This window comes from Corynebacterium falsenii, from assembly GCF_020099275.1.
GTDB lineage: Bacteria > Actinomycetota > Actinomycetes > Mycobacteriales > Mycobacteriaceae > Corynebacterium > Corynebacterium falsenii.
The window spans coordinates 2602140-2624359 of record NZ_CP083646.1; the positions used below are offsets into that span (position 1 = coordinate 2602140).

Here is a 22220-nt window from a genome sequence, read left to right on the forward strand (position 1 = left end):
ACCGGTCGAGAACGACAGTGCTCCACGCAGTGAAAACTTTTTTAGAACACAGTTTCGACACAAGCAAAGATTATCCCCACCCAACCCGACCGTCAAACGCCCAGCTCTACCCACAGCTTCACCAGCGCCTCCACCAGCACCGCACCCAGCCCCGCTACACTAGATACCCATGAATGCTTCAGCACCCGTGATCCAACCACCCACAACAGTCCGCGCGGTCGGGTCCCTGTTCTTCGGCCTCGCCGTGGGCATCATGATCGCTCCCCTGGCCCCCGGTTTCCAGGCAATCGTGCTGATCGCGAGCGTGGGCATCGCACTGCTGATGACGTTTAGCCACCCCTACCGCAAACAGGTGCGAGCAGAAGTGGAAAAGCGCGGTGAGCGCTACCGCACGAGCGCCGCGCAGGTGATGCCCCTCTTCCCCCTTTGGTTGGCACTCATGGTCCTGCCCCTCATGAGCACCCGTTCTTGGGTACTCATGGTCATCATCTGGGTCGTTGCCAGCGCCTACGCATGGTTCGTTTACCCGCAGATCGACGGCACAGCGCACATCAAGCCCCAGCGCACCAGCACGGGAAACACCAAGCACTAGCGCACCCCCATCCCCACCAACGCCATGAGGGAGGAGCACACTGCGTGCTCCTCCCTCATGCGTGTATTACTCCCACTCGATGGTTCCCGGCGGCTTGGACGTAATGTCCACGACCACGCGGTTGACTTCATCAACCTCATTCGTGATGCGGGTCGAGATGCGCTCCAGCACGTCGTAGGGAACTCGGGTCCAGTCCGCCGTCATGGCGTCTTCAGAAGACACCGGGCGCAGCACGATCGGGTGACCATACGTGCGACCGTCGCCCTGCACACCCACCGAGCGCACATCGGCCAAGAGAACCACCGGGCACTGCCAGATCACGTTGTCCAGTCCAGCGGCAGTCAGCTCGGCGCGGGCAATGGCATCGGCCTTGCGCAGCGTCTCCAACCGCTCCTCGGTCACCTCGCCGATGATGCGGATGCCCAGGCCGGGGCCCGGGAAAGGCTGGCGAGCAACAATCTCCTCAGGCAGACCCAGCTCGCGACCCACCGCGCGAACCTCGTCCTTGAACAGCAGGCGCAGCGGCTCAACGAGCTCAAACTCCACGTCGTCCGGCAGGCCGCCCACGTTGTGGTGACTCTTGATGTTCGCGGTACCGCTGCCGCCGCCGGATTCCACGACGTCCGGGTACAGCGTGCCCTGCACGAGGAAGTCCACGCTGGAGCCTTCCGGAGCGGATTCGAGCACGCCGGCCACCGCGCGTTCGAAGGAGCGGATGAACTCCGCGCCAATCGCCTTGCGCTTCGCCTCCGGCTCGGACACGCCGGCGAGCTTATTCAGGAATGCCTCGCGCTCATCGACCGTCACCAACCTGGCGCCGGTGGCTGCCACGAAGTCCTTTTCCACCTGCTCGCGCTCACCTTGACGCAGCAGGCCATGATCGACGAACACACAGGTCAGGCGATCACCGATCGCCCGCTGCACCAGGGCCGCCGCCACGGCAGAGTCCACGCCGCCGGACAGGCCACAGATGGCGCGGCCTTCCTCGCCCACCTGGGCGCGAACGTCCTCCACCAACTGGTCGGCAATGTTGCCGGGGGTCCACGTGGGCTCCAGGCCAGCGAAATCCAGCAGGAAGCGGCGCAGCACCTCCTGGCCCTTCACCGAATGCAGCACCTCCGGGTGGTACTGCACACCCGCCATCTTCTTGGCGGGGCACTCAAACGCCGCCACCGGAGCACCGGCGGTCGTGGCGGTCACGCTAAAGCCCTCCGGGGCCTCGGAGACCGAGTCACCGTGGCTCATCCACACCGGCTGGGTCTCACCCATGCCCGCGTGCAGATCGCCGCCCGTGATGGTCAGGTCGGTGCGGCCGTACTCGCGCAGGCCGGTCTTCTCGACCTTGCCGCCCAGGGCGTTCGTCATGGCCTGGAAACCATAGCAGATGCCGAATACGGGCACGCCGAGCTCCAGCAGGCCTTCCTGCAGCGCCGGGGCGCCGGACTCGTACACCGAGGACGGGCCGCCCGACAGGATCAACGCTGCCGGGTTCTTCGCGGCCACCTCGTCCGCACTCATCGTGTGCGAAACGACCTCCGAGTACAGGTTGACCTCGCGCACTCGGCGCGCAATGAGCTGCGCGTACTGGGCGCCGAAGTCCACCACCAGAACAGGACGTGGATGTTGGTGATTATCAGTTTGTGTCACGCCTACTTACCTTACCTTTTGGCCTGTGCGCCGGAAACAGGCCCCAGCCCCGCATCCGCCTCCGGCGCTGCACTGTGCGATACCTCCTGGGCAGCCCCATGAGCCGCCTCGAAAATCGCAGCTCGGAATGCCTTGATCGCCGGGTGATGCTGCCGCCCTTCAAGCACCGTCGTGTAGAGCGACCGGATTGGGTTGTTCGGCAGGGACAGCACCCGCATCGTCGCACCCCGAGCGTCATAGCCACCGGACTGCGAACCACCGGCATGTCCCCCACCGGCCGTGCCCACCTCATCGACCAGCAGCAGATCCGGCAGGAACGCCACCGCGTGCCCCTCGCGCACAAGGTGTTTAAACAGCAGCGCGTCCACGGATTCGAATTGCACCTTCGGCTCAAATCCCGCCTGGCGGCACATCGCCCGCGCCCAGATTCCCGGCGCGCCATCGGCGGGGTCCAGCACCCATGCGGCATCGCTGAGCTCTTCCAGTGACTCCACCTCGCTCCACGGTCCCGTCGCCGGGGTGACCAGCCGCATGGGGTCCTCAAAGATGTTCTCCCGGTGCACGCCTGGGCGCAGCGGCAGCGATACCCCCGGGTAGTCCTCGTCCAGCACCACGTCGAATTGCTTGCTGAACAGCTTCTCGGTCGCCCGCGCGCCTTCGTCCTGGGTAATCTCCACCGTGAGGTCCGGGTGCCGCTCCTGCAGCATATTCAGCGCCTGTGGCACCACCGTAGCCACCATCGTTTGGAACGACGCCACCCGCAGCACCCCACGCACCTGCCTATGCGACCCGGCCAGCGCCGCCTCGGCCTCCTCCGAGAGCGCAAGCATCTGCACAGCGTAGTCCGCCAGGATCGCCCCCTGCTCGGTGAGCTCCACGCGCCGCCCGACCTTCTCGAACAGCGTGTACCCGGTTTCCCGCTCGAGCTGCGCCAGTTGCTGCGAGATCGCCGAGTGCGTGTAGTGCAGCGATTCCGCCGCCGCGGTCATCGTCCCCGTGCGTTGCAGCTCCCTCAACATGGCTAACCGCGCCAGGTTCAGCACAGCTCGTCGCCCCTCTCACTTCTCCAGCTCAGTGTGTGTCGCTCGCTTGCGTTGTTCTTCCCCTCTAGCGTCCCCCACCTCCCTATGCGTAAGCAAGTCTTACAGACGCAATCCATAAACCGTCGCTAGACGTAACCTATTTTGGCCAGGCACAATCGCATCCATGTCCACCCCCGCCCCCGCCAGCGCACCGCTGCCCGCCGTCGCCCTCGTCCTCGGCTCCTGCGCCTCCCTCCAGGCCGGTGCTGCCTTGGCCACGCAACTGTTTCCGTACGCCGGTTCGTGGGGCGTCACCTTCGTCCGCCTCGCCATCGCCGCCGTCTTCCTCGTGGTCGTCGCCCCGCCCACCAAGGCACGTTCCTGGTCGGCGCGCACCTGGCGCTCCGTCGCCGTCTACGGTGCGTCCCTCGGCCTCATGAACGCGTTTTTCTACGCCTCCATCGCCCGCATCCCCCTCGGTGTGGCCGTCACCATCGAGTTCCTCGGCCCGCTCCTGCTCTCCGCTGCGCTGTCGAAAAACGCCCGCGACTACCTGTGGGTCGGACTCGCCGTCGCCGGGATGGGCCTGCTCGGGCTCAACTCCCTGACCACGGCCGCCACCTCGCACCCCGGCGGCGCCGCCACCTCCCTCGACCCGATCGGCGTGGCCTGCGCGCTCGTCGCCGCAGCTTTCTGGGCGGTCTACATCCTCGCCAGCAAGCGCGTCGGCTCCACCGTCCCCGGCGCCTCGGGCCTGGCGGTGGCCATGGTGGTCGGCGCGCTCGTCATCGCCCCTGTCGGTGCGCCGCGCTCCCTCGTTCTTTTTTCCGACGCCACAACGGCCGCGCTCGCCCTCGGCACCGCCCTGCTGGCCTCAGTGCTGCCATATTCACTGGAGCTCGCAGCCCTGCGCAGCCTGCCGCCGGCGATCTTCGGCATCCTCCTCAGCCTCGAGCCGGTCTTCGCGGCACTGGCCGGGCTTCTCTTCCTCGGCCAAGAGCTCGGCGCGTTGCCCACGGCGGCCATCGCCCTCGTGGTCTGTGCCTCTATCGGCACCACAATGAGTAATCGGCCTGCGGGTGAGCGTCGAGTAAAAAGAACCCGATCCGTACCACGCAGGCCGACAGTGGAGCGCAGGACCTAACACCTAGCGGCGCAGACTATAGCGTTTCTTGTACCACTCCATCGACGGGCGGGAAAACGCCAGGTAGAGCGAACCCACGGCGAGCACGCCGAAGATGATCGCCAACCACCACTGGCCGGACTGGATCACGGTGTAGGTGATGATCAGCAAGATGACGTGGGTGAGGATCAGACCGGACAGCCCCCACGTCTTACCCTTCGTGATCGCCCAGCCAAACAGGGCGAACGTGAAGAAATACAGCGCCACCATCACGCCGGTGACTGCCACGTTCATCTCCACGGTCTCGTCACCCTTCACCGGGGAATAGCCCGAATAGATGATGACCGCAGCGATGATGCCGAGCACGCCCAAGGTCATGGACAACTTCGACAAAATCTGAAGCTGCTTCGGCAGCATCGAGCCGGTCGGATCACTGTCTGGGACGGCGACAGGCTTGCGGGCCTTCTTACTCATCGTGCATCGCTCCTTCGTGGAGTACCCCTGTGTACGGATAGTTGGGCACAGTTGACGTGCCTAGCGAACAACGAGATCCACCTTCTGGAAGCTCTTGACATCCGTGTAACCACACTTCGCCATGGAACGGCGCAAGCCACCGACGATGTTCTCGTCGCCCCACGGGGACGATGTGGGCCCGAACAGCAGCTGCTCCAGCGAAATCGGAGCGCCCGCACCCACGCGTTCCACGGTGCCGCGGGGCAGCTTCGGGTGCGCGGCGGTAGCCGGCCAGTACCACTCTGGAGCACCCGCGCAATCCGCGGTGGCCAGCGGAGCACCGAGTGCTACGGCATCCGCGCCACAGGCGATGGCCTTGGCGACGTCACCAGAGGTCTGCAGCTCGGAGTCCGCAATAACGTGCACGTAGCGGCCGCCGGTCTCGTCGAGGTAATCGCGGCGGGCAGCGGCCGCATCGTCGATGGCGGTGGCCATGGGCACGTCGATGCCCAAGGACTGATCGTTGGTGGTGGAGCCCGAGCCCACGATCACACCCGCCGCGCCCGTGCGCATGAGGTGCAACGCGGTGGTGTAATCCACCACGCCACCGGCGATGACCGGCACGTCCAGGCTAGAGATGAACTCCTTGAGGTTCAGTGGCTCACCGCTGCGGTGCACATGCTCCGCCGAGATCAGGGTGCCCTGGATCACCAGCATGTCCAGGCCGGACTTGATCAGCGCCGGAGCCAGCTCGCGGGCGTTCTGCGGGGAAACGCGCACGGCGAAGCGCACGCCGGAATCGCGCACCTCCTGGAGGCGCTCGGCCAGCAGATCCTGGTCGAGGGGCAGGGAGTGGAGGCGCTGCAGCTCCGTGTTGCCCGCGATCGGCGGGGTGAGCTGGATGTCCCCTTCGCTGGCTGCGGACACCACGCCCTGGAGGGCGGCGTCGAGATCATCGACACGACCCCACAGGCCCTCGGCATTGATCACGGGTAGACCACCCAAGCGGCCGAACTCGATGGCGAACGCCGGAGAGACCACAGCATCGGTGGGGTGCGTCATCACCGGGATGTCGAAGGAGTACGCATCGATCTTCCACGACGTATCAACATCGTGGGAGCTGCGCGTACGACGGGACGGGACGATGTCTACCTGGTTCAGGCCGAACACGCGACGGGCGCGACGAGAACGACCGATGTCTTGAACTTGCTGCATCACGAAAACTAGCCTCTACCTGCCGTTGGGATTGTAATTCGGGGCTTCCATGATGCCCTGAACATCATGGGGATGGGATTCACGCAAACCGGCACCGGTGATCTGGACGAACCGAGCCTTGTGCAGGTCCGTGATCGTGGCCGCGCCGGTGTAGCCCATGGCCGCGCGGAGTCCGCCGACGTGCTGGTGCAAAATGGCCTCGATGGAACCGCGGAAGGGAACGCGGCCCTCAATGCCCTCGGGGACCAGCTTCTCCTCGGAATTGACGTCTGCCTGGAAGTAGCGGTCCTTGGAGTAGGAGCGCTTCTCGCCAGTCAGGCCGCGGCCCTGCATGGCGCCCATGGAGCCCATGCCGCGGTAGCGCTTGTACTGCTTGCCGTTGATCGTCACGACCTCGCCTGGGGTCTCGGAGGAACCGGCAAGCATGGAGCCCAGCATGACGGTGGAAGCACCGGCGGCAAGGGCCTTGGCGATGTCGCCGGAGTACTGCATGCCACCATCGGCGATGATCGGCACGCCAGCCTTGTGAGCCGGGACGGACGCCTCCATGATGGCGGTGATCTGCGGGGCACCCACACCTGCGACGACGCGGGTCGTGCAGATCGAGCCCGGGCCGATGCCGACCTTAATGCCGTCTGCACCGGCATCGATCATGGCCTGGGCAGCGGAGCGGGTGGCGAGGTTACCGCCGATGACATCCACGCGATCGCCGAATTCCTTCTTCACGCGGGAGACCATATCCAACACGCCACGGTTGTGGGCATGCGCGGTATCCACCACGAGGGCGTCCACGCCGGCATCGACGAGGGCGCCGGCGCGCTTCCAGGCATCCTCGCCCGTACCGATGCCCGCTGCTGCGAGGAGGCGTCCGGAGGAGTCCTTCGCGGACAGCGGGTACTGCTCGCGCTTAGCGAAGTCCTTGACGGTGATGAGGCCGGTGAGCTTGCCCGCTCCATCGACGATGGGCAGCTTTTCCACCTTGTGCTCGGACAGGAGGCGCAGGGCGGCCTCGGTGGACACGCCCTCCTGGGCGACGACGAGCGGCATGGGGGTCATGGCTTCGGAGACCCTGCGGGAGAAGTCAGACTCAAAGCGCATGTCGCGGTTGGTGAGGATGCCCACCAGCGTGCCCTCGTCGTCGACGACGGGAAGGCCGGAGATGCGGTAGCGCGCGCAGAGGTCATCGACCTCCCGGATGGTCATGTCTGGGGAGGCCGTGACGGGGTTGGTCACCATGCCCGCCTCGGAGCGCTTCACGATTTCCACCTGCTGAGCCTGATCCTCGATGGAGAGGTTGCGGTGGAGCACGCCGATGCCGCCCTGGCGAGCCATGGCAACGGCCATGCGAGCCTCGGTCACCGTATCCATGGCGGCGGAAGCGATGGGGATGTTCAGCTCGATGTTGCGCGTCAGCTTCGTGGACGTGTTGACCTCGGAGGGAATCACGTCTGATGCGTCAGGGAGCAGAAGAACGTCGTCGAAGGTCAGCCCGATGTTGGACACCTTGTTAGGATCGTCTCCTCCGGTGGGTACTGGTTGCTGGCTAGTCATGAAGTGCGCGACCTTCCTTGTGTGTGCCTGAGTGTGTGACTGTTCATCCCTAGGCTCGCCCGCAGGGTGCTTCGCTAAGTGCTTCCCTAGCGCGTGATTCCTCGTGAGCCGATGTTCTCACAATAGCCTTTACTGGCAATATTGTGTGCTCCGGGGTGTGCAGAAGGTACGGTAAATGGTGTGAATTTCAACAATGACCAGATGCCGCCGGATCCGTTCGCTGACGATCCCAACGATCCTGCGTCATTCCTCGAGCCCGATGAAGACTATCCGCCGCTGACCGAGGACGAGAAGCAGGCGTTGCACGAAGACTTGCGGAACGTGCGTGATTTCCGCAAACTGCTGCAGCCTCGCGGCATTCGGGGAATCTCTATGGTGTGCGAGGACTGTGAGGACACGCACTATTACGACTGGTCAATCATCGAATCCAACATCACCACGATGTTGAGCAACGAGACAGTGCCCGTGCACGAGCCCTCCGCGAAGCCGAATCCGGATGAATACGTGACGTGGGATTATTGCCTGGGCTACGCCGACGCCATCGACTTTGCATTTAACGGCATGCGTCCGCCCTTCCTGTTCGGATTCTAGGCCGGGCGGGGGTTTAGACAGCACAAAAACCCTCCGGCGCCGTTGCTCGGGGGCTTCAGCGCGCGGAGGGGATTGGCCTAGTCGGCCTGGTTGCGAAGCCGGGCAGCTTCAGCGGCTTGAGTCAATGGTCCGAGAAGCCCTTGGGCATCGGCAGCTTCAGGTACGTCCCCGTTGATACCGGGGGCGGGACGCTTGGGAGCCGTCGTGGAGGTCGGCTTGGGGGAACGTCCGCTCGCATCGGTTGCGCCGGACCGAGCCGCGGAGGTGCCATCGGTGGTATCGGTGGACTTTGGCGCGTCGATAGCCTCGCTGCCGTCCCCGGGCTGTTCGGACGGAGCAACCGATTCGGTGGCCGCAGTCGACTCGCTCGGCATGGTCGGGAGGGCATCCTGTCCCGTCACCGTAGTCTCCACAGCCTTGGACTCGGTGGGGGCAGCATCACGTTCCGAGGGCGCAGCCGTGCTTGCTGTGGTCGGATCAGCGGGAGCAACGTTGGGCTCCGACGTGGAACGGGTGGTGGACCCGTCGGTGGACGTGGTCCTACTGTTTCGGCTGGACAATGCCCGGGAGGAATCTCCATCATCGGAGTTCACCCCGGGGGTGTCCTTGGTCAGCTTCTCCTGCGTGGTGGTGTAAGCAGCGTAGCCGAGACCACCCACGGCCAAGGCAGCGGCCACGCCACCGGCGATGAGCATCGCTGATGCAGAAGCACTACCTGCCGCCAATGCGGAGACGCCGCGGCGGAGAGCGCGATTCTGACCCGGGTCCTCGGTCAACGAGTTTTCCTCCGCAGACACGAGATACGCACTGTATCCGGAATGCATGGGGGTTATCGGATCAGTCGTGTCAGTCCAGTCATCACCGAGAAGAGTTGCCAGATCCGGAGCCGGTGGCATGGAGCGCTCCGACTGACTGCGAGCGTCAGCCAGGAGCGCGAGAATGGGATCATCCGTCTGAGCAGCTGATAGTTCACCGCGACCGATAGCATCAAGGGCACGGTCGGCAGCCAGAATTTCGGAGAACGAATCTCCGCTTCCTGTGGACTCATGTCGCTTGGTCATTACTTTCGGTCTTTCTTTGTGGGAGTGGACGGTGCTATCACCTTGGTGGTTCGTGATCACCTGCGGCGTGTGGGTTCCGCGGGGTTCGAACCGGGTTGCTGGCTGGTGGACGGATGGGCGGTGTGAGTTGGAGATGTCAATGCAGTGTGTCATTGAAAGCATAGGCTCTAACTAAGGCATTTCTGCATGACATTGAGGTTTTCTATGAGTTTATAAAAGTAACGCGGTGACCGGAATTTGTCGCAAGCTCCCGGGGTTGTGATCTTCATCACTTCCCTATCCAGTTGCTCTCCGTCGAGTTTCTTCTACAAGCTCCCTCAACTTCGCTAAAGCTCTGTGCTGAGCGACCCGAACAGCGCCGGATGTGAGTCCTAGCATCTGTGCGGTTTCTTCAGCGGAATATCCGCCGAAAACCCGCAAAGTAATTATCTCTCGGGATCTCTCATTTAAGTCATCGAGCAGCAGCGCCACTTCGTTACACGAATCCAGACTTAAAAGTTCCGATTCCGGCGTATCCGGAGAAATCTCTTCATCGGGCATCTCATCGGTCGGCTGCGACATATCGCGCGAGTGGACTCGGCGCGCGTCGACCACCTTGTTCGAGGCAATTCGATAGGCAAAAGCCATAAACGGCAGCCCCTTTTCCTCGAACGTCGGCATCGCTCGGGCGATTGCAAGACAGACCTCTTGGGCCACATCTTCTGCGGTGGGATAGCGGTGCCCAATTACCCGGGCTCGGCAATAGCGGAGAATCGCGGGATAAATGAGGTTGATAAGTTCCTGCAAAGCGTGCCGGTCGCCCGCAGCAGCTGCAGGTACGACAGCCTGAATGGCTGTGTCCACATCTGCAGATACTGTCATACTCTTCTCCAACGGCCGGGTGTCACCCGCTCCGCCTCAACGGCGGCGCGCACATTTGCGGAACTGCAAGACTGGCGAGACTGGATCGACTGCCTAAGCACTCAGCGTTCGCTCAGCACACGATCTAGTACAAGATCAGGACAACATGTACGCAGTCTACGTTCTGACCAGTTTTACTGTAGGCAATCATTTTAACGGCCATAGAGACATCCACATACTTCGAGGGTCCGTTGCGAAGGAAAATCGGGGAAAATTCGAACAGTTCATCGTGGGCCACCATCTTCTCGATCGCCACAATGGGCCTCGCTATCCACACCACGCTCCCGGCGCACACGCTATTCACACCAAGGTCAGAGACTGTTGCAGAGCCAATCTCCGCCAGCTCACACGGCTCGTATACGGCCAGCGCCCCACCCCGAGGTCGCATTGCCATTTTGCGAAAAATATAGGTGACCATACTGCCCTGTAGCCCTCTTTGGGGGCAGGATGCCCACTCCTGAAATGAATTAACCTAACGTTCAAACTCTTCGAGTCCTAGCAGGCCAGGGCACTCTTCCACGTTTCCTTCTCTGCAGCAAAACCATGCGGTACACCCAGGGGGCACCGGCTCTTTACCTGCCGTTCACTTCCAACCGGAACCCTCTTACCTGTCACTTGTTGTGCGTTTCGTTCAAGGAGAACCATTTACATGCCTCAGCCCAGCCAGCTTCCCGGTCCTGCAGCATCGAAATGGGAATGGCAGCTTCATGGCTCCTGCCGTGGCGTTGATTCCTCGGTCTTTTTCCACCCGGATGGCGAGCGAGGCCGCGCCCGCTCCAACCGTGAACAGCGCGCGAAGGCGATCTGCCGTCGCTGCCCCGTGATGGAGCAATGCCGTGCACACGCCCTCGAGGTTGCCGAGCCCTACGGCATCTGGGGAGGCCTCAGCGAATCCGAGCGCGACATCATCCTGCGCCCCACCTCCCGTAACCGCGGCCGCCGCGTCGCTGGCTAGACACTACATCAGAGCGCGTCAGTCCGCGCCGCACCACTGCTTGCCGCCCCCCTCACTCCTCCTCGCACGAACGAAAGACCCCGAGATCTCGCATTCGAAATCTCGGGGTTCCTTGCGCTCTAGGCGCCCCCACGAGGCATGGCACTCAAGCCATGACTCTTAGTGGTGGTGATGCCCAGCCGCTGCCGGAGCGGGCTTTTCCGGCTTATCGACGACGGCGGTCTCGGTGGTCAGAACCATCCGAGCCACGGACGTTGCGTTGATCACTGCGGAGTGAGTGACCTTCACCGGGTCGATGATGCCCTCATCCAGCAGGTTTCCGTATTCCAGGGTTGCCGCGTTGAAACCGGAGCCGTTATCCATCTCAGCCGTGCGGGCAACCACAACGGCACCGTCCAGACCAGCATTGTCGGCAATCCAGAACGTCGGGCGGCGAAGAGCACGAGCCAGGGAGCGCAGGCCAATGGCCTCGTCTCCATCGTGCTCGGCCTCGAGCTTCTCCACCTCTTCAGCGATCTGCACCAGCACGGAACCGCCACCGGCGATCACGCCTTCCTGGGCGGCTGCGCGGGCAGCGTTGATCGCATCCTCGATGCGCAGCTTGCGCTCGTTAACCTCGGTCTCGGTGGCGCCACCGGCACGGATCACGGCCACGCCGCCGGAGAGCTTAGCCAAGCGCTCCTCCAGCTTTTCGCGGTCCCAGTTGGAATCGGTGCGCTCGATGTCGGCGCGGATCTGCTGACGGCGCTCCTCAACGGCCTCGGCCGTGCCGGCACCGTCCACGATCACCGTTTCGTCCTTGGTCACCGTGATGCGGCGGGCAGAACCCAGCTGGTCCAGGGTGGCCTCGGAGAGGTTCTGACCCAGCTCCTTGTCGATGACCGTTCCGCCGGTCACGATAGCCAGGTCGTCCATGAAAGCCTTGCGGCGATCACCGAAGTACGGTGCCTTCACGGCAACGACCTTGAGGGACTTGCGGATGGCGTTGAGCACGAGCATCTGCAGCGGCTCGCCTTCCACATCCTCAGCCACGATGAGTACCTGCTTGCCGGAGTTAGCAATCTGCTCCAGCAGCGGCAGGAAGTCGGGCAGGGAGGAGATCTTCTCGCGCACCAGCAGCACCAGTGCGTCGTCCAGCACAGCGTGGCCGGTCTCCTGATCGGTGACGAAGTACGGAGAAAGGTAGCCCTTGTCGAAGGACACGCCCTCGGTGACGATGGACTCGTCCTCGATGGACTGGGATTCCTCGACGGTCACCACGCCATCCTTGCCCACCTTGTCGAAGGCGTCGGCAACCATGTCGCCGATCTTCTTATCGCGGGAGGACACGGTCGCCACGTTGGAGATCGCAGCGGTATCGGCCACGGGCTGCGCCAGGTCGGCCAGCAGCTCCACGACCTTCTCCGTGCCGATCTGGATGCCGCGGTTCACAGCGATCGGATTGGCGCCAGCCGCAACGGTGCGCAATCCCTCACTGATGAGAGCCTGTGCCAGCAGGGTGGCGGTGGTGGTGCCGTCGCCAGCGATGTCGTTGGTCTTGATGGCCACGGACTTCACCAGCTGCGCGCCCAGGTTCTCGAAGGGGTCCTCGAGGTCGATGTCGCGGGCGATGGTCACGCCATCGTTGGTCACGGTCGGGCCACCGAAGGCCTTGTCGAGAACTACGTTGCGTCCGCGTGGGCCCAGGGTCACCTTCACCGCGTCAGCCAGGGCATCCACGCCCTTCTGCAGACCCTCGCGGGCCTCTTGATCAAATGCGATGAGTTTTGACATAGAGCTCCCCGCTTACTTTTCGATGACGGCGAGGATGTCGCGCTGGCTGAGCAGCAGGTACTCTTCGCCGTTGTACTTCAGCTCGGTGCCGCCGTACTTGGAGAACACCACGGTGTCGCCTTCCTTGACGTCCATGGGGATGCGGTCATCGTCGTCTGCCCAACGGCCGGGGCCGACAGCGATCACGGTAGCCTCTTGGGGCTTTTCCTTAGCGGAGTCTGGGATGACCAGGCCTGATGCGGTGGTGGTCTCTGCCTCGACGATCTGGACGAGGACTCGATCCTCCAACGGCTTGATGTTGACGTTAGCCACGATTAGATACCTTCCGTGTTTTCACTGTTGTACTGGTTGGTTTTGCCGCTAACAGCCGTCGTCGCGGGTGAACAACTGTGAGTCAAACAACCTCCTAGCACTCTACCCCTGCAAGTGCTAACGCTCAACAACACGGAGCCAAACACCGGGCCAACGCGGGCTCTACAGCCCCCTACAGCCCCTTGGTCAGGTTAATGACCGCGTCACGCCACAGCGTGAACTCTTCCTCGTAGTCGTTCTTGTAGTTCTCCACAGCACGAATGCCCTTGTAGATGGACTCGATTTCCTCATCCGTGAGGTCCTCGCCCTCTTCACCCACGAACAGCACGGGTCCCAAGATCGCGCGGGTGGGATCGGACAGGAAGCGCGAATCCCCCGTCTCCGCTTCCTTGCGCCCCATGGATGCCAACGGGTTGGGCTCGGGGTCCTCGACCTTTTTGGCGTCGGAGGAATACAACGCGGCGACGGTCATTCCGCTATCGACGAACGCGACATGAAGGCGGTCGTGTTCGTTTCCGCCCAGCACCATGGGGGCGTCGGACAGATCAACGTCCATCTCTTCGGTACGAAGATCCGGGGTAACGAGCATGCTGCGGGGCATGAAAAACTCCTCTTGAAAAGTGAATGAGTGTAGTTACAGATCGCACATCATCTTGCCACCCCCACCACGAACGCGCAGCGCAACTTTGCCCCACCTTCGTCAACCGCCCCGTCGTGCAACCCCAGTCTGTGTATCCTGTGTCCCATGACTGAGATCACCATCCCCAACGTTGGCACCGCGCGCCCCACCGACAACGGCGACTACGTCACCGAGCCCCTGTCGGTCGTCTTCCTCGGTTCGGATACGCCGTTCACGATCGAGGACAACGTCATCGAGGCTCTGGACGCTGGGGACATCACCCCGGAGGACTTGGCCCGATGCATCAATAATTTCCGCGATGCGTCCCAGCCGGTCCTCGATATCGTGGCCCCAGACCTATTCGCTTACTTCAAGGATGTGGAGCAGGATCTCGATCCGGACGAGGACTACATTCCCGAGATCCCGTCCGCATCCGTGGTGTGGGATTACGCCACGATTGACGATTCCGAGCCGTCCGTGCACTACAACAAGGAATCCTCCACCCTCTTCGTCACTCTCGAAGGTGAGGTCGAGTGGGAAGAAGAGCACGGTCTGCTGCTCGTGTTTGAAGACGGCGCCCGCATCAGCAAGTTGGGCCCCTTCGATGGCCTCACTCTGCCCTACGATTCTGCCGAGCCGCACCCGGATGGAACGGGCGTGTACTTCGTTTAAGCTCGCTCTTTCCTAGTTTGGCTTCTTTTCGTTCGACGCCACCAGCGGGGTCTCCACCTCCAGGCCAGGATCGGTAGCCACACCGAGTCCGCTGGGCTGGGCGCCATCGGCAATGAGCTGCGCCGTGAGCGCCGCGATCATCACACCGTTGTCCGTGCACAACGCCACATCGGGGATGCGCAGCTCCACCCCAGCGGCAGCGCACCGCTCGGCGGCGAGTTCCCGCAGTCGGCGGTTGGCCGCCACCCCGCCGCCGAGGAGCAGCACCTTTGCGCCGGTGTCCTCGCACGCGCGCAGGGCCTTGGCGGTGAGCACATCGACCACTGCCTCCTGGAAGCTAGCGCAGACGTCCTCGATGGGGATGCGGGCGGTGCCATCGTGTGCGCCGTCGTGTGCGCCGTCTTTGCCCGCCTGCTCCACGTATCGCGCCACGGCTGTCTTGAGGCCGGAGAAGCTGAAGTCGTAGCGGGAGTCTTGCTGTCGCATCATGCCGCGGGGGAAGGCGATGGCTGAGCTATCACCCTGGGCGGCGAGCTTGTCGATGACCGGCCCGCCCGGGTAGCCGAGCCCGAGGAGGCGCGCGACTTTGTCGTAGGCTTCGCCCGCAGCGTCGTCGAGCGTGCTGCCGAGTTCCGTCATGGGCTTGCCGAGGCCCTGGACGTGGAGGATTTGGGTGTGGCCGCCGGAGACCAGCAGGGCGATGGCGTTATCCATGCCCGTATCTGACTCCTTCGCTCCCTTCTCGCCCAGCGACTCCACCGCGACGTGGCCGCCGAGGTGATTAACGCCATAGAACGGCACACCCCACGCAGCAGCGTAGGCCTTCGCCGCGGCAGCGCCAACGAGCAGCGCACCCGCCAAGCCTGGCCCCACCGTTGCGGCCACTGCGTCGGGGCGGCCACCAACGCCCGCCTCGCGCATCTGCTCCAGAGCCGCATCCATCGTGGGGCCCATTGCCTCCAGGTGGGCGCGGGAGGCAATCTCCGGCACCACGCCGCCGAACCGGGCGTGCTGGTCCATGCTGCTGGCCACGGCGTTGGCGATGGTCCGCACCGAACCGTCCGCGCGGAGTTCAACCACGCCCACACCTGTCTCATCGCAGGAGCTTTCCACACCCATGACCAGGGTGGAGCCATCCTGCCGGGGGTGTTCCCCAGCGGCGCTTTCAACAGTATTCTCAGCACCCACGATACTCTGCCGGTCGGCGCGCATCATGGTGAACGCATCCGCGCCGGAGGGCTGGTAGTAGCCCTTGCGCGTCCCCGTCACCTCAAAGCCGTAGGTGGTGTAGAGGCCAATGGCCGGGTCATTATCCGTGCGCACCTCGAGGAATACCGGGCCACCCACGCGATCGACTTCCTCCATGAGCGGCCGAATGAGCAGGTGTGCCCACCCCTTTCCGTGATGTTCCGGGGTGATGCCCACGGTGTGGATCTCCCATTCCGGATCATCTGGGGCACCGTTGCGCGCCAGCCCAGCGTATCCCAAGATCTGCCCGTTATCATCCACCAGCCCCAGGTAGATGGTGTTGTCGCGGGTGAGCTCGTAGATAAATCCGTTGACCGGCCACGGGGAGTCGCCTTCGAACAGCACAGCTTCGATCTCCGCCAGGCGGGGGGCTGCCGAGGCATCGAGCCGCACGACGGCCGGGGTACCCTCGCCTCCCTCCGTGGCGGGTTTCAGCTCCGCTCGAGAGTAATCCACCGCGGCCGGGCGCTCCTTCTTCTTCGGCTCCACGGCATCGGGCCGCCGCAGGTACAGTGCCCGCAACGGCGCGCCCGGCTGGCGCAACGCTGCTGCATTTCCCACGAGAGACAGGGCCGCGTCCGCGAGTCCCAGCGGGCTCGGCCAGGCGTCCTCGCTGAGCAGGGCCCCAGCAGAGGCTACGGCAGGGGCCACCGCCTTCGCCGCGGCCACGCCTCGGGCACCACCGGCCGCGCTGTGCCCAGACCCAAGATCAACATCCGCTGGGGCACTCACCGCCGGATCACTAACCGTGCGCAGCGTGCCACCCTCGCTCCAGCTGTAGGTCGCGTGGTACCACTCCCGGCGCCGCGCGTCGGTGATGACCGTGAGCTCAGCACCCGCTCCCAGCTCAGCAATAGCCTCGGGGTGCTCGCGCCGAACCGTCGCCGCGATCGCCGCCAAGCTCGGCACCCCGTGCACGGGGATACCCAGCGCCTGTCCAAACGCCGCACCAGTGGCCATGCCCACACGCAATCCGGTGAAGGGCCCCGGCCCCTCCCCCACGATGACAGCATCCACGTCACCCGTTGTCAGCCCAGCGTCTGCCAAGCACTGCATGATCGAGGGCGTCAGTAGTTCCATGTGCCCGCGCGGCTCATCGTGGACGACCGAGGCGAGAAGATCCATGGTGGCGTCGGAAGAAGAAAGGCGAACGAGACCAGCGACAACATAGGAGGTCGACGTATCCACAGTGAGCAGCAACATGCCTTTAACCATAACCCCCGGCAAGCATGTGCCACGAAGTGTGGGGCGGGGCTTTAGGGCTCACGCGCAAGATATTCGGCGACGCCCCACAGCGCCCGTGGCCCCGTGACGTCGCCGGGCAGCAACGGGATTGTCCATACCGGGGCCTGCGGCAACCCGGCGCGGAGCTGGTCGAGGAACTGCCGCTCCATCTGTGCCCGGGCGGCCAAGAACTCACCAGCATCGGTCGGCGAGCAGCGATTGACCACGCAACCGCCCACATGCACACCGGTGGTGCCGAGCTGGCGGGCCAGTTCAATGGTCTCCAGCACCGGCATGCGTTCCGGGGCGAGAACCAGGAAGAACTGGCAGCGTTCGGGATCGGTCAGCAGGGCGGCGAAACGCTGGAAAACGTCGCGGCGGGCGGTGATGATCTGGCGAATGCGCTGGTTGCGGGAAGAAGGCCGGGAAGAAGGCCGGGAAGAAGACTGAGAACGGGCGCGGTGGTCGAGGTGCTCGGCGGCGTCCGTGAACCGCTCGGCGCGGTCGCGCTGGCCTAGCAGGGCGTCCATCCACTGGGTGAGCTGGGTGGGAAGGTCCAGCAGCCGGGAGGTGTGCCCAGAGGGGGCGGTATCGACGATCACGTGGTCGTACTTTTCGACGGCCTCGAGCACCACCCGGGCCAGGCGTTCGAGCAACGCTGCCTCGTGCGCGCCGGGGGATGTGGCGGCCATGGCGATGTGCTGCTTGATGCGCCGGGCCTGGATGGCGGGGAGCATCCGCTGCATCACATCGGCCATGTCGTCGAAGTGTTCGCTGGCCACCTGGTCCGGGTTGATCTCTAGGGCGTCGATCGTGGCACTTCCAGAACCGTGAGGAACGGTGGTGATCTGGTTGCCGACCTCGGCGTGGAGGACGTGCCCGACATTGTGTGCGGGATCGGTGGAGATCAGCAGGACCCGGCGGCCCCTGTCCGCCAGCGGGTGGGTGGCGAGGGCCACGGCGGTGGCGGCGGCAGTGGTCGTCTTGCCAACCCCTCCTTTGCCGCCGAAGAACATGACGGGGGTCTGGGCTGCGGACGCTAACAACACGCGATCCCATCAATCGGGGAATGCTCCATGCCCATCCGGCGGTGCCAGTCGTGGAATCGCTCGTACATCAGCGGCAGCAGTTCCAGGGTGTAGTACGAAGCAGGGTTCGGTACCCCGAGGGCCTCGCCGGCGATGATGAGCATAAACAGATCCTCCTCATCGCGGGCAGCCTTGGCCATGGTTCGGCGGTAAGGGGCGTGGTAGAACTCGCTGAGCCCGGCGCTCACGTCGTGGAACGTGGAGCGGATGGTGGACCACAGCGTGGGGCGGGGTGTGGGGCGGGGCTTGTCGGTGGGATTGGGCATGATAGGCATGGTGGGCATGGCGGGATAGCGCGACCTTCAACCGACGTCAGACCGACGTCGTGGTGCGGTAGTCGGCGGGCACGGATTCCTCATCGAATTCGGCATCCGTCGTGGCTGGTTCGTCCTTCGCGCGCTTCAAGGCCATCGCGGCTTCGATGGTGACCCAGATGGCGGCGACGAGGATGATGACGTCCAGAACCAGCAGCAGCCAATTGCCCGTGTCCAGGAATCCCTTCATCTGCACCACGAGCGCCCACACGGACATGACCAGCACGAAGGCCAGCGGGATGAGCAGCGGCCAGAAGTTGCGGCGCAGGCGGGCCAGGATGATGCAGATGATGGACAGCGTGAGTGCGGCCATGAGCTGGTTCGTGGTGCCGAACAGCGGCCAGATGATCATGCCACCGGAGCCGTCCGCGCCTGCGGAGAACGTCAGTCCCAGCGCAACGGCCAGCACGATGATGGTAGCCACACCCGCAGAGATTTTCACACCGATGACATCGCCGATCTCCTGGACAACGATGCGCTGCAGGCGCACGCCGGTATCCATCGTGGTGGCGGCGAACAGCACCGCCATCGTGGCGAGGATCGTCGCGGACAGCCCGGTCGGGATGCCCAGACCCGCCTGCATGATGCTGCTGCCACCGTCGACAAATGCCTTGACGCCGCCCTGGCCGAACTCCGAGTAGATCTCGCGCCACTGTGCGACGGTCTGATAGCCGGCGGTGGTCGCGATGATGGCACCCAGGGCCAGCAACCCCTCGCCGACGGCGCCGAAGTAGCCCACGAAACGAGCATTCGGTTCCTTATCCAGCTGTTTCGACGACGTACCAGTGGCCACCATCCCGTGGAAACCGGAGATAGCGCCGCACGCGATGGTGACGAACAACAGCGGAACCAGGGATGGGGTCTTCTCCGGCAACATGTCGTTGACCGCGGGAGCCACGACCGTGGGCATCGAGACCAGGACGGAACCGTAGAGGATGATCAAGCCCACGAAGAGCTGGAGGCCGTTGATGTAGTCGCGGGGCTGTAGCAGCACCCACACGGGAAGCAGGGAGGCGATGCCTGCGTAGGCGAACAGCGCCACGATCCAGAAGGCGTTGGGGCTCAGCCCGAGGATCGAGTCCGGCAGCACCACGGGGAACTTGTCGCCCAACACCATGAGGCCGTAGAGCACCACAACACCCACCACCGAGACCAGCGGCAGGTTCCACTTCAACTTGTAGATGGCCTGACCGATCAGAACCGCCACGACCACCGCACCCCACGTGGGGATAACTGCCGAGGGGGTGGAGACAAGAAGCTTCGAGATCACCACGGCGAAGGCCGCATTGACCATGAGCAACAGCAGGAAGATGATCACGAGGAAGAGGTTGCGGCCGTGCTTGCCGATGTACTTTCCGGAGAGGATGCCGATCGACTGCCCCTTGTTGCGCACAGACGCCCACAGTGCGCCCATGTCGTGCATACCCGCGATGAAGATCGTGCCGATCGTCACCCACAGGAATGCGGGGAGCCAACCCCAGATCACGGCGATGGCCGGTCCGACGATCGGCGCGGCGCCGGCCACCGAGGTGAAGTGATGGCCCCACAGCACTAGGCGGTTGGTGGGGACGAAGTCTACGCCGTCCTCCATCGTGTGGGCGGGCGTGGGAAACTCTTGCTTCAGCTTGAAGATGCGTTGGCTCAGATAGCGCGAATACAGGAAGTATCCGGCGACCATGAGGCCAACGCCGATGATGGCGAGGGTTAGGGAGTTCATGGGGCCTCCGTGGGACAGGCGGGAGTTCGAAACTTCTAATGTGCATTAGATCACATTGCACAATCCCAGTGACCTTTACCCTGCACCTTCACTGGCTGGCTCCCCAGCGCCACCAAGCCGTACGTACCCCAGACACACAAGAAGCCTCTAGGATGCTCTCGCAGTAAACATCCCAGAGGCCTTTTCGACTGGCGGGTTGATCAGACCCATGTTGCCAGCGTCTTGCTGAAACACCCCTCACGGTATTCCGCCTACTATCTTAAACAAAAGCTGAGGGTCATTTCAACTGGTTGTGAAAAATTTTTTGAACTCCACGCAAGCGCCTCAACAAATCCCGGTAAACACTCAGCTCAGAGCGCCTATTTGCCATCCTGTGCGGGCTCATGCGGGCGCCGAGAAATCCACGACCACGCCACCACGCGTTCCTCAGAGTCCTCCGATTCGGCACGCTCAATGCTCACGTCTAGGACCGAATCGCTGAGGAACTCCACCACGCCACGGCCCCACTCGGCGACCACCACGTGCGAATCCAGATCCGCATCGAGATCCAGCGATTCCAGCGCATCGAGCACCACGTTCCGGTCCATCTGCTCACCCGGGGCGATGCCCTCCTGCACATCGGCACCCAGCAGGCGGTAGGCATCCATGTGCAGCATCCCTGGCCTGCCCTCGGTCCCCTTGTGGGTCCGCACAATCGTGAAGGTCGGAGACTGCACGCGCCCCCGCACCCCCAGGCCTTGAGCGATGCCCTGCGTCAGGGTGGTCTTGCCCGCCCCCAGCGGGCCGGTCAACACCACCACGGTGCCCGCCGCACCGCCAGCCGTTTCCTGGTTCAGCAGTTGTTCGCCCACTTGGCGGCCGAGATCCCGCATGGCATCGGCATCAGGCGCCACCGCCGAGCCAGAGTCCTGCGACAGATCCAAGGCAGCGGGCGCTGGAGTTACCGCAGCGTTGTGGGGTTGGGGGTGGGTTGTGGCGTCGAACTGAAGAAAGCGGCGCTTCACCCGCGGACCGCGCGGGAGGGTGAGGATTTCGTAGGCGATGGTGCCCGCTGCGGCGGCGAACTCGTCCACACTGGGGCCGTCTTGGCCGAAGATGATGGCCCAATCGCCGGGGCGGACGGGGGATTCGGTGGGATTCTCGCTGACCGGGCCGAGGCTAACCACGACCTGGTCCATGCACACGCGCCCGATCTGCGGGTAGCGCCGCCCGTTGATCGACACCTCGAAGCGTCCGGAGGCGGACCGCGGGATGCCGTCGGCGTACCCCACCGCCACCACGGCGGTGCGCGTATCGACCTCGGCACGCCACGTGTGGCCGTAGCTCACGGCCTCACCCGCAGCGACCACGCGCGTGGTAATCACTCGCGCTCGGAAGGTCATCGCTGGGCGAAACGTTGCCCCCGCCTTCGGCTCGACCGGATCCACACCATAGATCCCGACGCCCGGACGCACCATCTCGTGGTGGGTATCCGGTCGGGTCAACGTAGCGGGCGTGTTGGCAAGGTGGTTACAAGGGACGTCCAGGCCACGGGCGCGGCAGAATTCGATGGCGCGGTGGAAACGCTGCGCCTGCATGTCGGTGGCGGGATCGGCGTTGGGAGTATCCGCGGTGGCCAGGTGGCTCATGAGGCCGCGCACGTCCACGAGGTCGGTGTGCTGCGCCAGCAGTTCCACGGTGCTTTCCCACTCGGCCGGGCTCACTCCGGAGCGCGACAGACCAGTATCCACCATGAGGGTGGCCGGCACGGGCCCGGCACCGGAACCTGCCTGCTCGATGAGCGACTCAGCGTGAGCCAGCGACGGGATGCCGATGGTGATGTTCTGGGCTAGAGCTGCAGAAAGATCCTCCCCGGGGAACCACATCCAGGCGGTCACCGGCGCGGTGGCACCTGCGCCACCGGCGGCGCGGACGGCGAGGGCCTCCCCCACCGTGGCCACACCGAGGTGGGTGGCGCCTGCGGCGATGACGGTATCGACGACCTCGCGGAGGCCGTGGTTGTAACCATCGGCCTTGACCACCGCCATGACCTCGGCAGGCGTGGCGGCTGCCACGAGTTCTTGCACATTGTGGGCGATGGCGCCCAGATCGACCACGAGTTCCGCCAAGTGGATTTCGCTATCCAAGGATGTTCACGAGCTTT

The 22220-nt window shown here is 63.9% G+C and carries 20 protein-coding genes; 5 read left to right on the forward strand and 15 right to left on the reverse strand.

The window, feature by feature from the left end:
- Positions 1–169: 169 nt before the first annotated feature.
- Entirely contained in the window at positions 170–592 is a 423-nt protein-coding gene (locus tag LA343_RS11265; protein WP_039910974.1) for a hypothetical protein, read from the forward strand.
- A gap of 66 nt (positions 593–658) precedes the next feature.
- Here LA343_RS11265 and guaA read toward each other — a convergent pair whose 3' ends face one another.
- The gene (guaA, locus tag LA343_RS11270) at positions 659–2239 is read right to left on the reverse strand and encodes a glutamine-hydrolyzing GMP synthase (RefSeq protein WP_025403436.1); all 1581 of its coding nucleotides are present in this window, start codon (positions 2237–2239) and stop codon (positions 659–661) included.
- Between the two features lie 11 nt (positions 2240–2250).
- On the reverse strand, positions 2251–3258 hold the full coding sequence (locus LA343_RS11275) for a LysR family transcriptional regulator (RefSeq protein ID WP_317986478.1): 1008 nt from the start codon (positions 3256–3258) through the stop codon (positions 2251–2253).
- Positions 3259–3445: 187 nt separating this feature from the next.
- Between LA343_RS11275 and LA343_RS11280 the strand changes: the two genes are divergently transcribed.
- Entirely contained in the window at positions 3446–4405 is a 960-nt protein-coding gene (locus LA343_RS11280) for an EamA family transporter (RefSeq protein ID WP_025403438.1), read from the forward strand.
- 3 nt (positions 4406–4408) lie between these two features.
- Here LA343_RS11280 and LA343_RS11285 read toward each other — a convergent pair whose 3' ends face one another.
- The 3 genes from LA343_RS11285 to guaB are packed head-to-tail and all read right to left on the reverse strand — an operon-like array spanning position 4409 to position 7603.
- On the reverse strand, positions 4409–4858 hold the full coding sequence (locus LA343_RS11285; protein WP_025403439.1) for a hypothetical protein: 450 nt from the start codon (positions 4856–4858) through the stop codon (positions 4409–4411).
- Positions 4859–4918: 60 nt separating this feature from the next.
- Positions 4919–6052 (reverse strand): GuaB3 family IMP dehydrogenase-related protein, encoded by a 1134-nt coding sequence (locus LA343_RS11290; RefSeq protein ID WP_025403440.1) that lies wholly within the window; start codon positions 6050–6052, stop codon positions 4919–4921.
- A gap of 15 nt (positions 6053–6067) precedes the next feature.
- Positions 6068–7603 carry an IMP dehydrogenase gene (gene guaB / locus LA343_RS11295; protein ID WP_025403441.1) on the reverse strand — a complete coding sequence of 512 codons (1536 nt, stop codon included), beginning with the start codon at positions 7601–7603 and terminating at the stop codon, positions 6068–6070.
- A gap of 201 nt (positions 7604–7804) precedes the next feature.
- Here guaB and LA343_RS11300 point away from each other — a divergent pair, with 201 nt between their 5' ends.
- The gene (locus tag LA343_RS11300; protein WP_039911606.1) at positions 7805–8194 is read left to right on the forward strand and encodes a DUF5319 domain-containing protein; all 390 of its coding nucleotides are present in this window, start codon (positions 7805–7807) and stop codon (positions 8192–8194) included.
- Positions 8195–8271: 77 nt separating this feature from the next.
- Here LA343_RS11300 and LA343_RS11305 read toward each other — a convergent pair whose 3' ends face one another.
- Together LA343_RS11305 and shbA are read right to left on the reverse strand one after the other, a co-directional pair.
- Positions 8272–9255 carry a hypothetical protein gene (locus LA343_RS11305; protein WP_025403443.1) on the reverse strand — a complete coding sequence of 328 codons (984 nt, stop codon included), beginning with the start codon at positions 9253–9255 and terminating at the stop codon, positions 8272–8274.
- Between the two features lie 276 nt (positions 9256–9531).
- Positions 9532–10116 carry an RNA polymerase sigma factor ShbA gene (gene shbA / locus LA343_RS11310; RefSeq protein ID WP_025403444.1) on the reverse strand — a complete coding sequence of 195 codons (585 nt, stop codon included), beginning with the start codon at positions 10114–10116 and terminating at the stop codon, positions 9532–9534.
- Positions 10117–10804: 688 nt separating this feature from the next.
- Here shbA and LA343_RS11315 point away from each other — a divergent pair.
- Positions 10805–11110 carry a WhiB family transcriptional regulator gene (locus LA343_RS11315; RefSeq protein ID WP_025403446.1) on the forward strand — a complete coding sequence of 102 codons (306 nt, stop codon included), beginning with the start codon at positions 10805–10807 and terminating at the stop codon, positions 11108–11110.
- 159 nt (positions 11111–11269) lie between these two features.
- Here LA343_RS11315 and groL read toward each other — a convergent pair whose 3' ends face one another.
- From groL to LA343_RS11330, 3 genes are all read right to left on the reverse strand, one after another.
- Complete coding sequence (gene groL, locus LA343_RS11320; RefSeq protein WP_025403447.1) at positions 11270–12883, reverse strand: chaperonin GroEL; 1614 nt, start codon at positions 12881–12883, stop codon at positions 11270–11272.
- A 12-nt stretch (positions 12884–12895) separates the two neighbouring features.
- A complete protein-coding gene (gene groES, locus LA343_RS11325; RefSeq protein WP_013889160.1) occupies positions 12896–13195 on the reverse strand; it encodes a co-chaperone GroES in 300 nt (99 codons plus the stop codon).
- A gap of 172 nt (positions 13196–13367) precedes the next feature.
- Positions 13368–13796 carry a hypothetical protein gene (locus tag LA343_RS11330; RefSeq protein WP_025403448.1) on the reverse strand — a complete coding sequence of 143 codons (429 nt, stop codon included), beginning with the start codon at positions 13794–13796 and terminating at the stop codon, positions 13368–13370.
- A gap of 144 nt (positions 13797–13940) precedes the next feature.
- On the opposite strand from LA343_RS11330, the gene LA343_RS11335 reads away from it, so the two are divergent.
- Positions 13941–14486, forward strand: a complete 546-nt coding sequence (locus LA343_RS11335; RefSeq protein WP_025403449.1) for a DUF6985 domain-containing protein — start codon at positions 13941–13943, stop codon at positions 14484–14486.
- A gap of 12 nt (positions 14487–14498) precedes the next feature.
- Here the strand turns inward: LA343_RS11335 and tsaD are convergent, their stop codons facing one another.
- From tsaD to LA343_RS11360, 5 genes are all read right to left on the reverse strand, one after another.
- On the reverse strand, positions 14499–16937 hold the full coding sequence (gene tsaD, locus LA343_RS11340; protein WP_025403450.1) for a tRNA (adenosine(37)-N6)-threonylcarbamoyltransferase complex transferase subunit TsaD: 2439 nt from the start codon (positions 16935–16937) through the stop codon (positions 14499–14501).
- A 53-nt stretch (positions 16938–16990) separates the two neighbouring features.
- The gene (locus LA343_RS11345) at positions 16991–18007 is read right to left on the reverse strand and encodes an ArsA family ATPase (protein WP_025403451.1); all 1017 of its coding nucleotides are present in this window, start codon (positions 18005–18007) and stop codon (positions 16991–16993) included.
- Positions 17998–18312 carry a cory-CC-star protein gene (locus tag LA343_RS11815; RefSeq protein WP_310648491.1) on the reverse strand — a complete coding sequence of 105 codons (315 nt, stop codon included), beginning with the start codon at positions 18310–18312 and terminating at the stop codon, positions 17998–18000. Before LA343_RS11815 ends, LA343_RS11345 begins: the two co-directional genes overlap by 10 nt.
- Before the next feature lie 46 nt (positions 18313–18358).
- Positions 18359–20077 carry a carbon starvation CstA family protein gene (locus LA343_RS11355; RefSeq protein WP_025403453.1) on the reverse strand — a complete coding sequence of 573 codons (1719 nt, stop codon included), beginning with the start codon at positions 20075–20077 and terminating at the stop codon, positions 18359–18361.
- 359 nt (positions 20078–20436) lie between these two features.
- Complete coding sequence (locus LA343_RS11360; protein ID WP_052337585.1) at positions 20437–22203, reverse strand: bifunctional alanine racemase/tRNA (adenosine(37)-N6)-threonylcarbamoyltransferase complex ATPase subunit type 1 TsaE; 1767 nt, start codon at positions 22201–22203, stop codon at positions 20437–20439.
- Between the last annotated feature and the right edge of the window lie 17 nt (positions 22204–22220).

Bases quoted from the DNA above. Each gene is read 5' to 3' on its own strand.
- LA343_RS11265 (WP_039910974.1), top strand. From the start codon at position 170: ATGAATGCTTCAGCACCCGTGATCCAACCACCCACAACAGTCCGCGCG.
- LA343_RS11275 (WP_317986478.1), bottom strand. From the start codon at position 3,258: ATGTTGAGGGAGCTGCAACGCACGGGGACGATGACCGCGGCGGCGGAA.
- LA343_RS11280 (WP_025403438.1), top strand. From the start codon at position 3,446: ATGTCCACCCCCGCCCCCGCCAGCGCACCGCTGCCCGCCGTCGCCCTC.
- LA343_RS11285 (WP_025403439.1), bottom strand. From the start codon at position 4,858: ATGAGTAAGAAGGCCCGCAAGCCTGTCGCCGTCCCAGACAGTGATCCG.
- LA343_RS11290 (WP_025403440.1), bottom strand. From the start codon at position 6,052: ATGCAGCAAGTTCAAGACATCGGTCGTTCTCGTCGCGCCCGTCGCGTG.
- guaB (WP_025403441.1), bottom strand. From the start codon at position 7,603: ATGACTAGCCAGCAACCAGTACCCACCGGAGGAGACGATCCTAACAAG.
- LA343_RS11300 (WP_039911606.1), top strand. From the start codon at position 7,805: ATGCCGCCGGATCCGTTCGCTGACGATCCCAACGATCCTGCGTCATTC.
- LA343_RS11305 (WP_025403443.1), bottom strand. From the start codon at position 9,255: ATGACCAAGCGACATGAGTCCACAGGAAGCGGAGATTCGTTCTCCGAA.
- shbA (WP_025403444.1), bottom strand. From the start codon at position 10,116: ATGACAGTATCTGCAGATGTGGACACAGCCATTCAGGCTGTCGTACCT.
- LA343_RS11315 (WP_025403446.1), top strand. From the start codon at position 10,805: ATGCCTCAGCCCAGCCAGCTTCCCGGTCCTGCAGCATCGAAATGGGAA.
- groL (WP_025403447.1), bottom strand. From the start codon at position 12,883: ATGTCAAAACTCATCGCATTTGATCAAGAGGCCCGCGAGGGTCTGCAG.
- LA343_RS11330 (WP_025403448.1), bottom strand. From the start codon at position 13,796: ATGCCCCGCAGCATGCTCGTTACCCCGGATCTTCGTACCGAAGAGATG.
- LA343_RS11335 (WP_025403449.1), top strand. From the start codon at position 13,941: ATGACTGAGATCACCATCCCCAACGTTGGCACCGCGCGCCCCACCGAC.
- tsaD (WP_025403450.1), bottom strand. From the start codon at position 16,937: ATGTTGCTGCTCACTGTGGATACGTCGACCTCCTATGTTGTCGCTGGT.
- LA343_RS11815 (WP_310648491.1), bottom strand. From the start codon at position 18,312: ATGCCCAATCCCACCGACAAGCCCCGCCCCACACCCCGCCCCACGCTG.
- LA343_RS11355 (WP_025403453.1), bottom strand. From the start codon at position 20,077: ATGAACTCCCTAACCCTCGCCATCATCGGCGTTGGCCTCATGGTCGCC.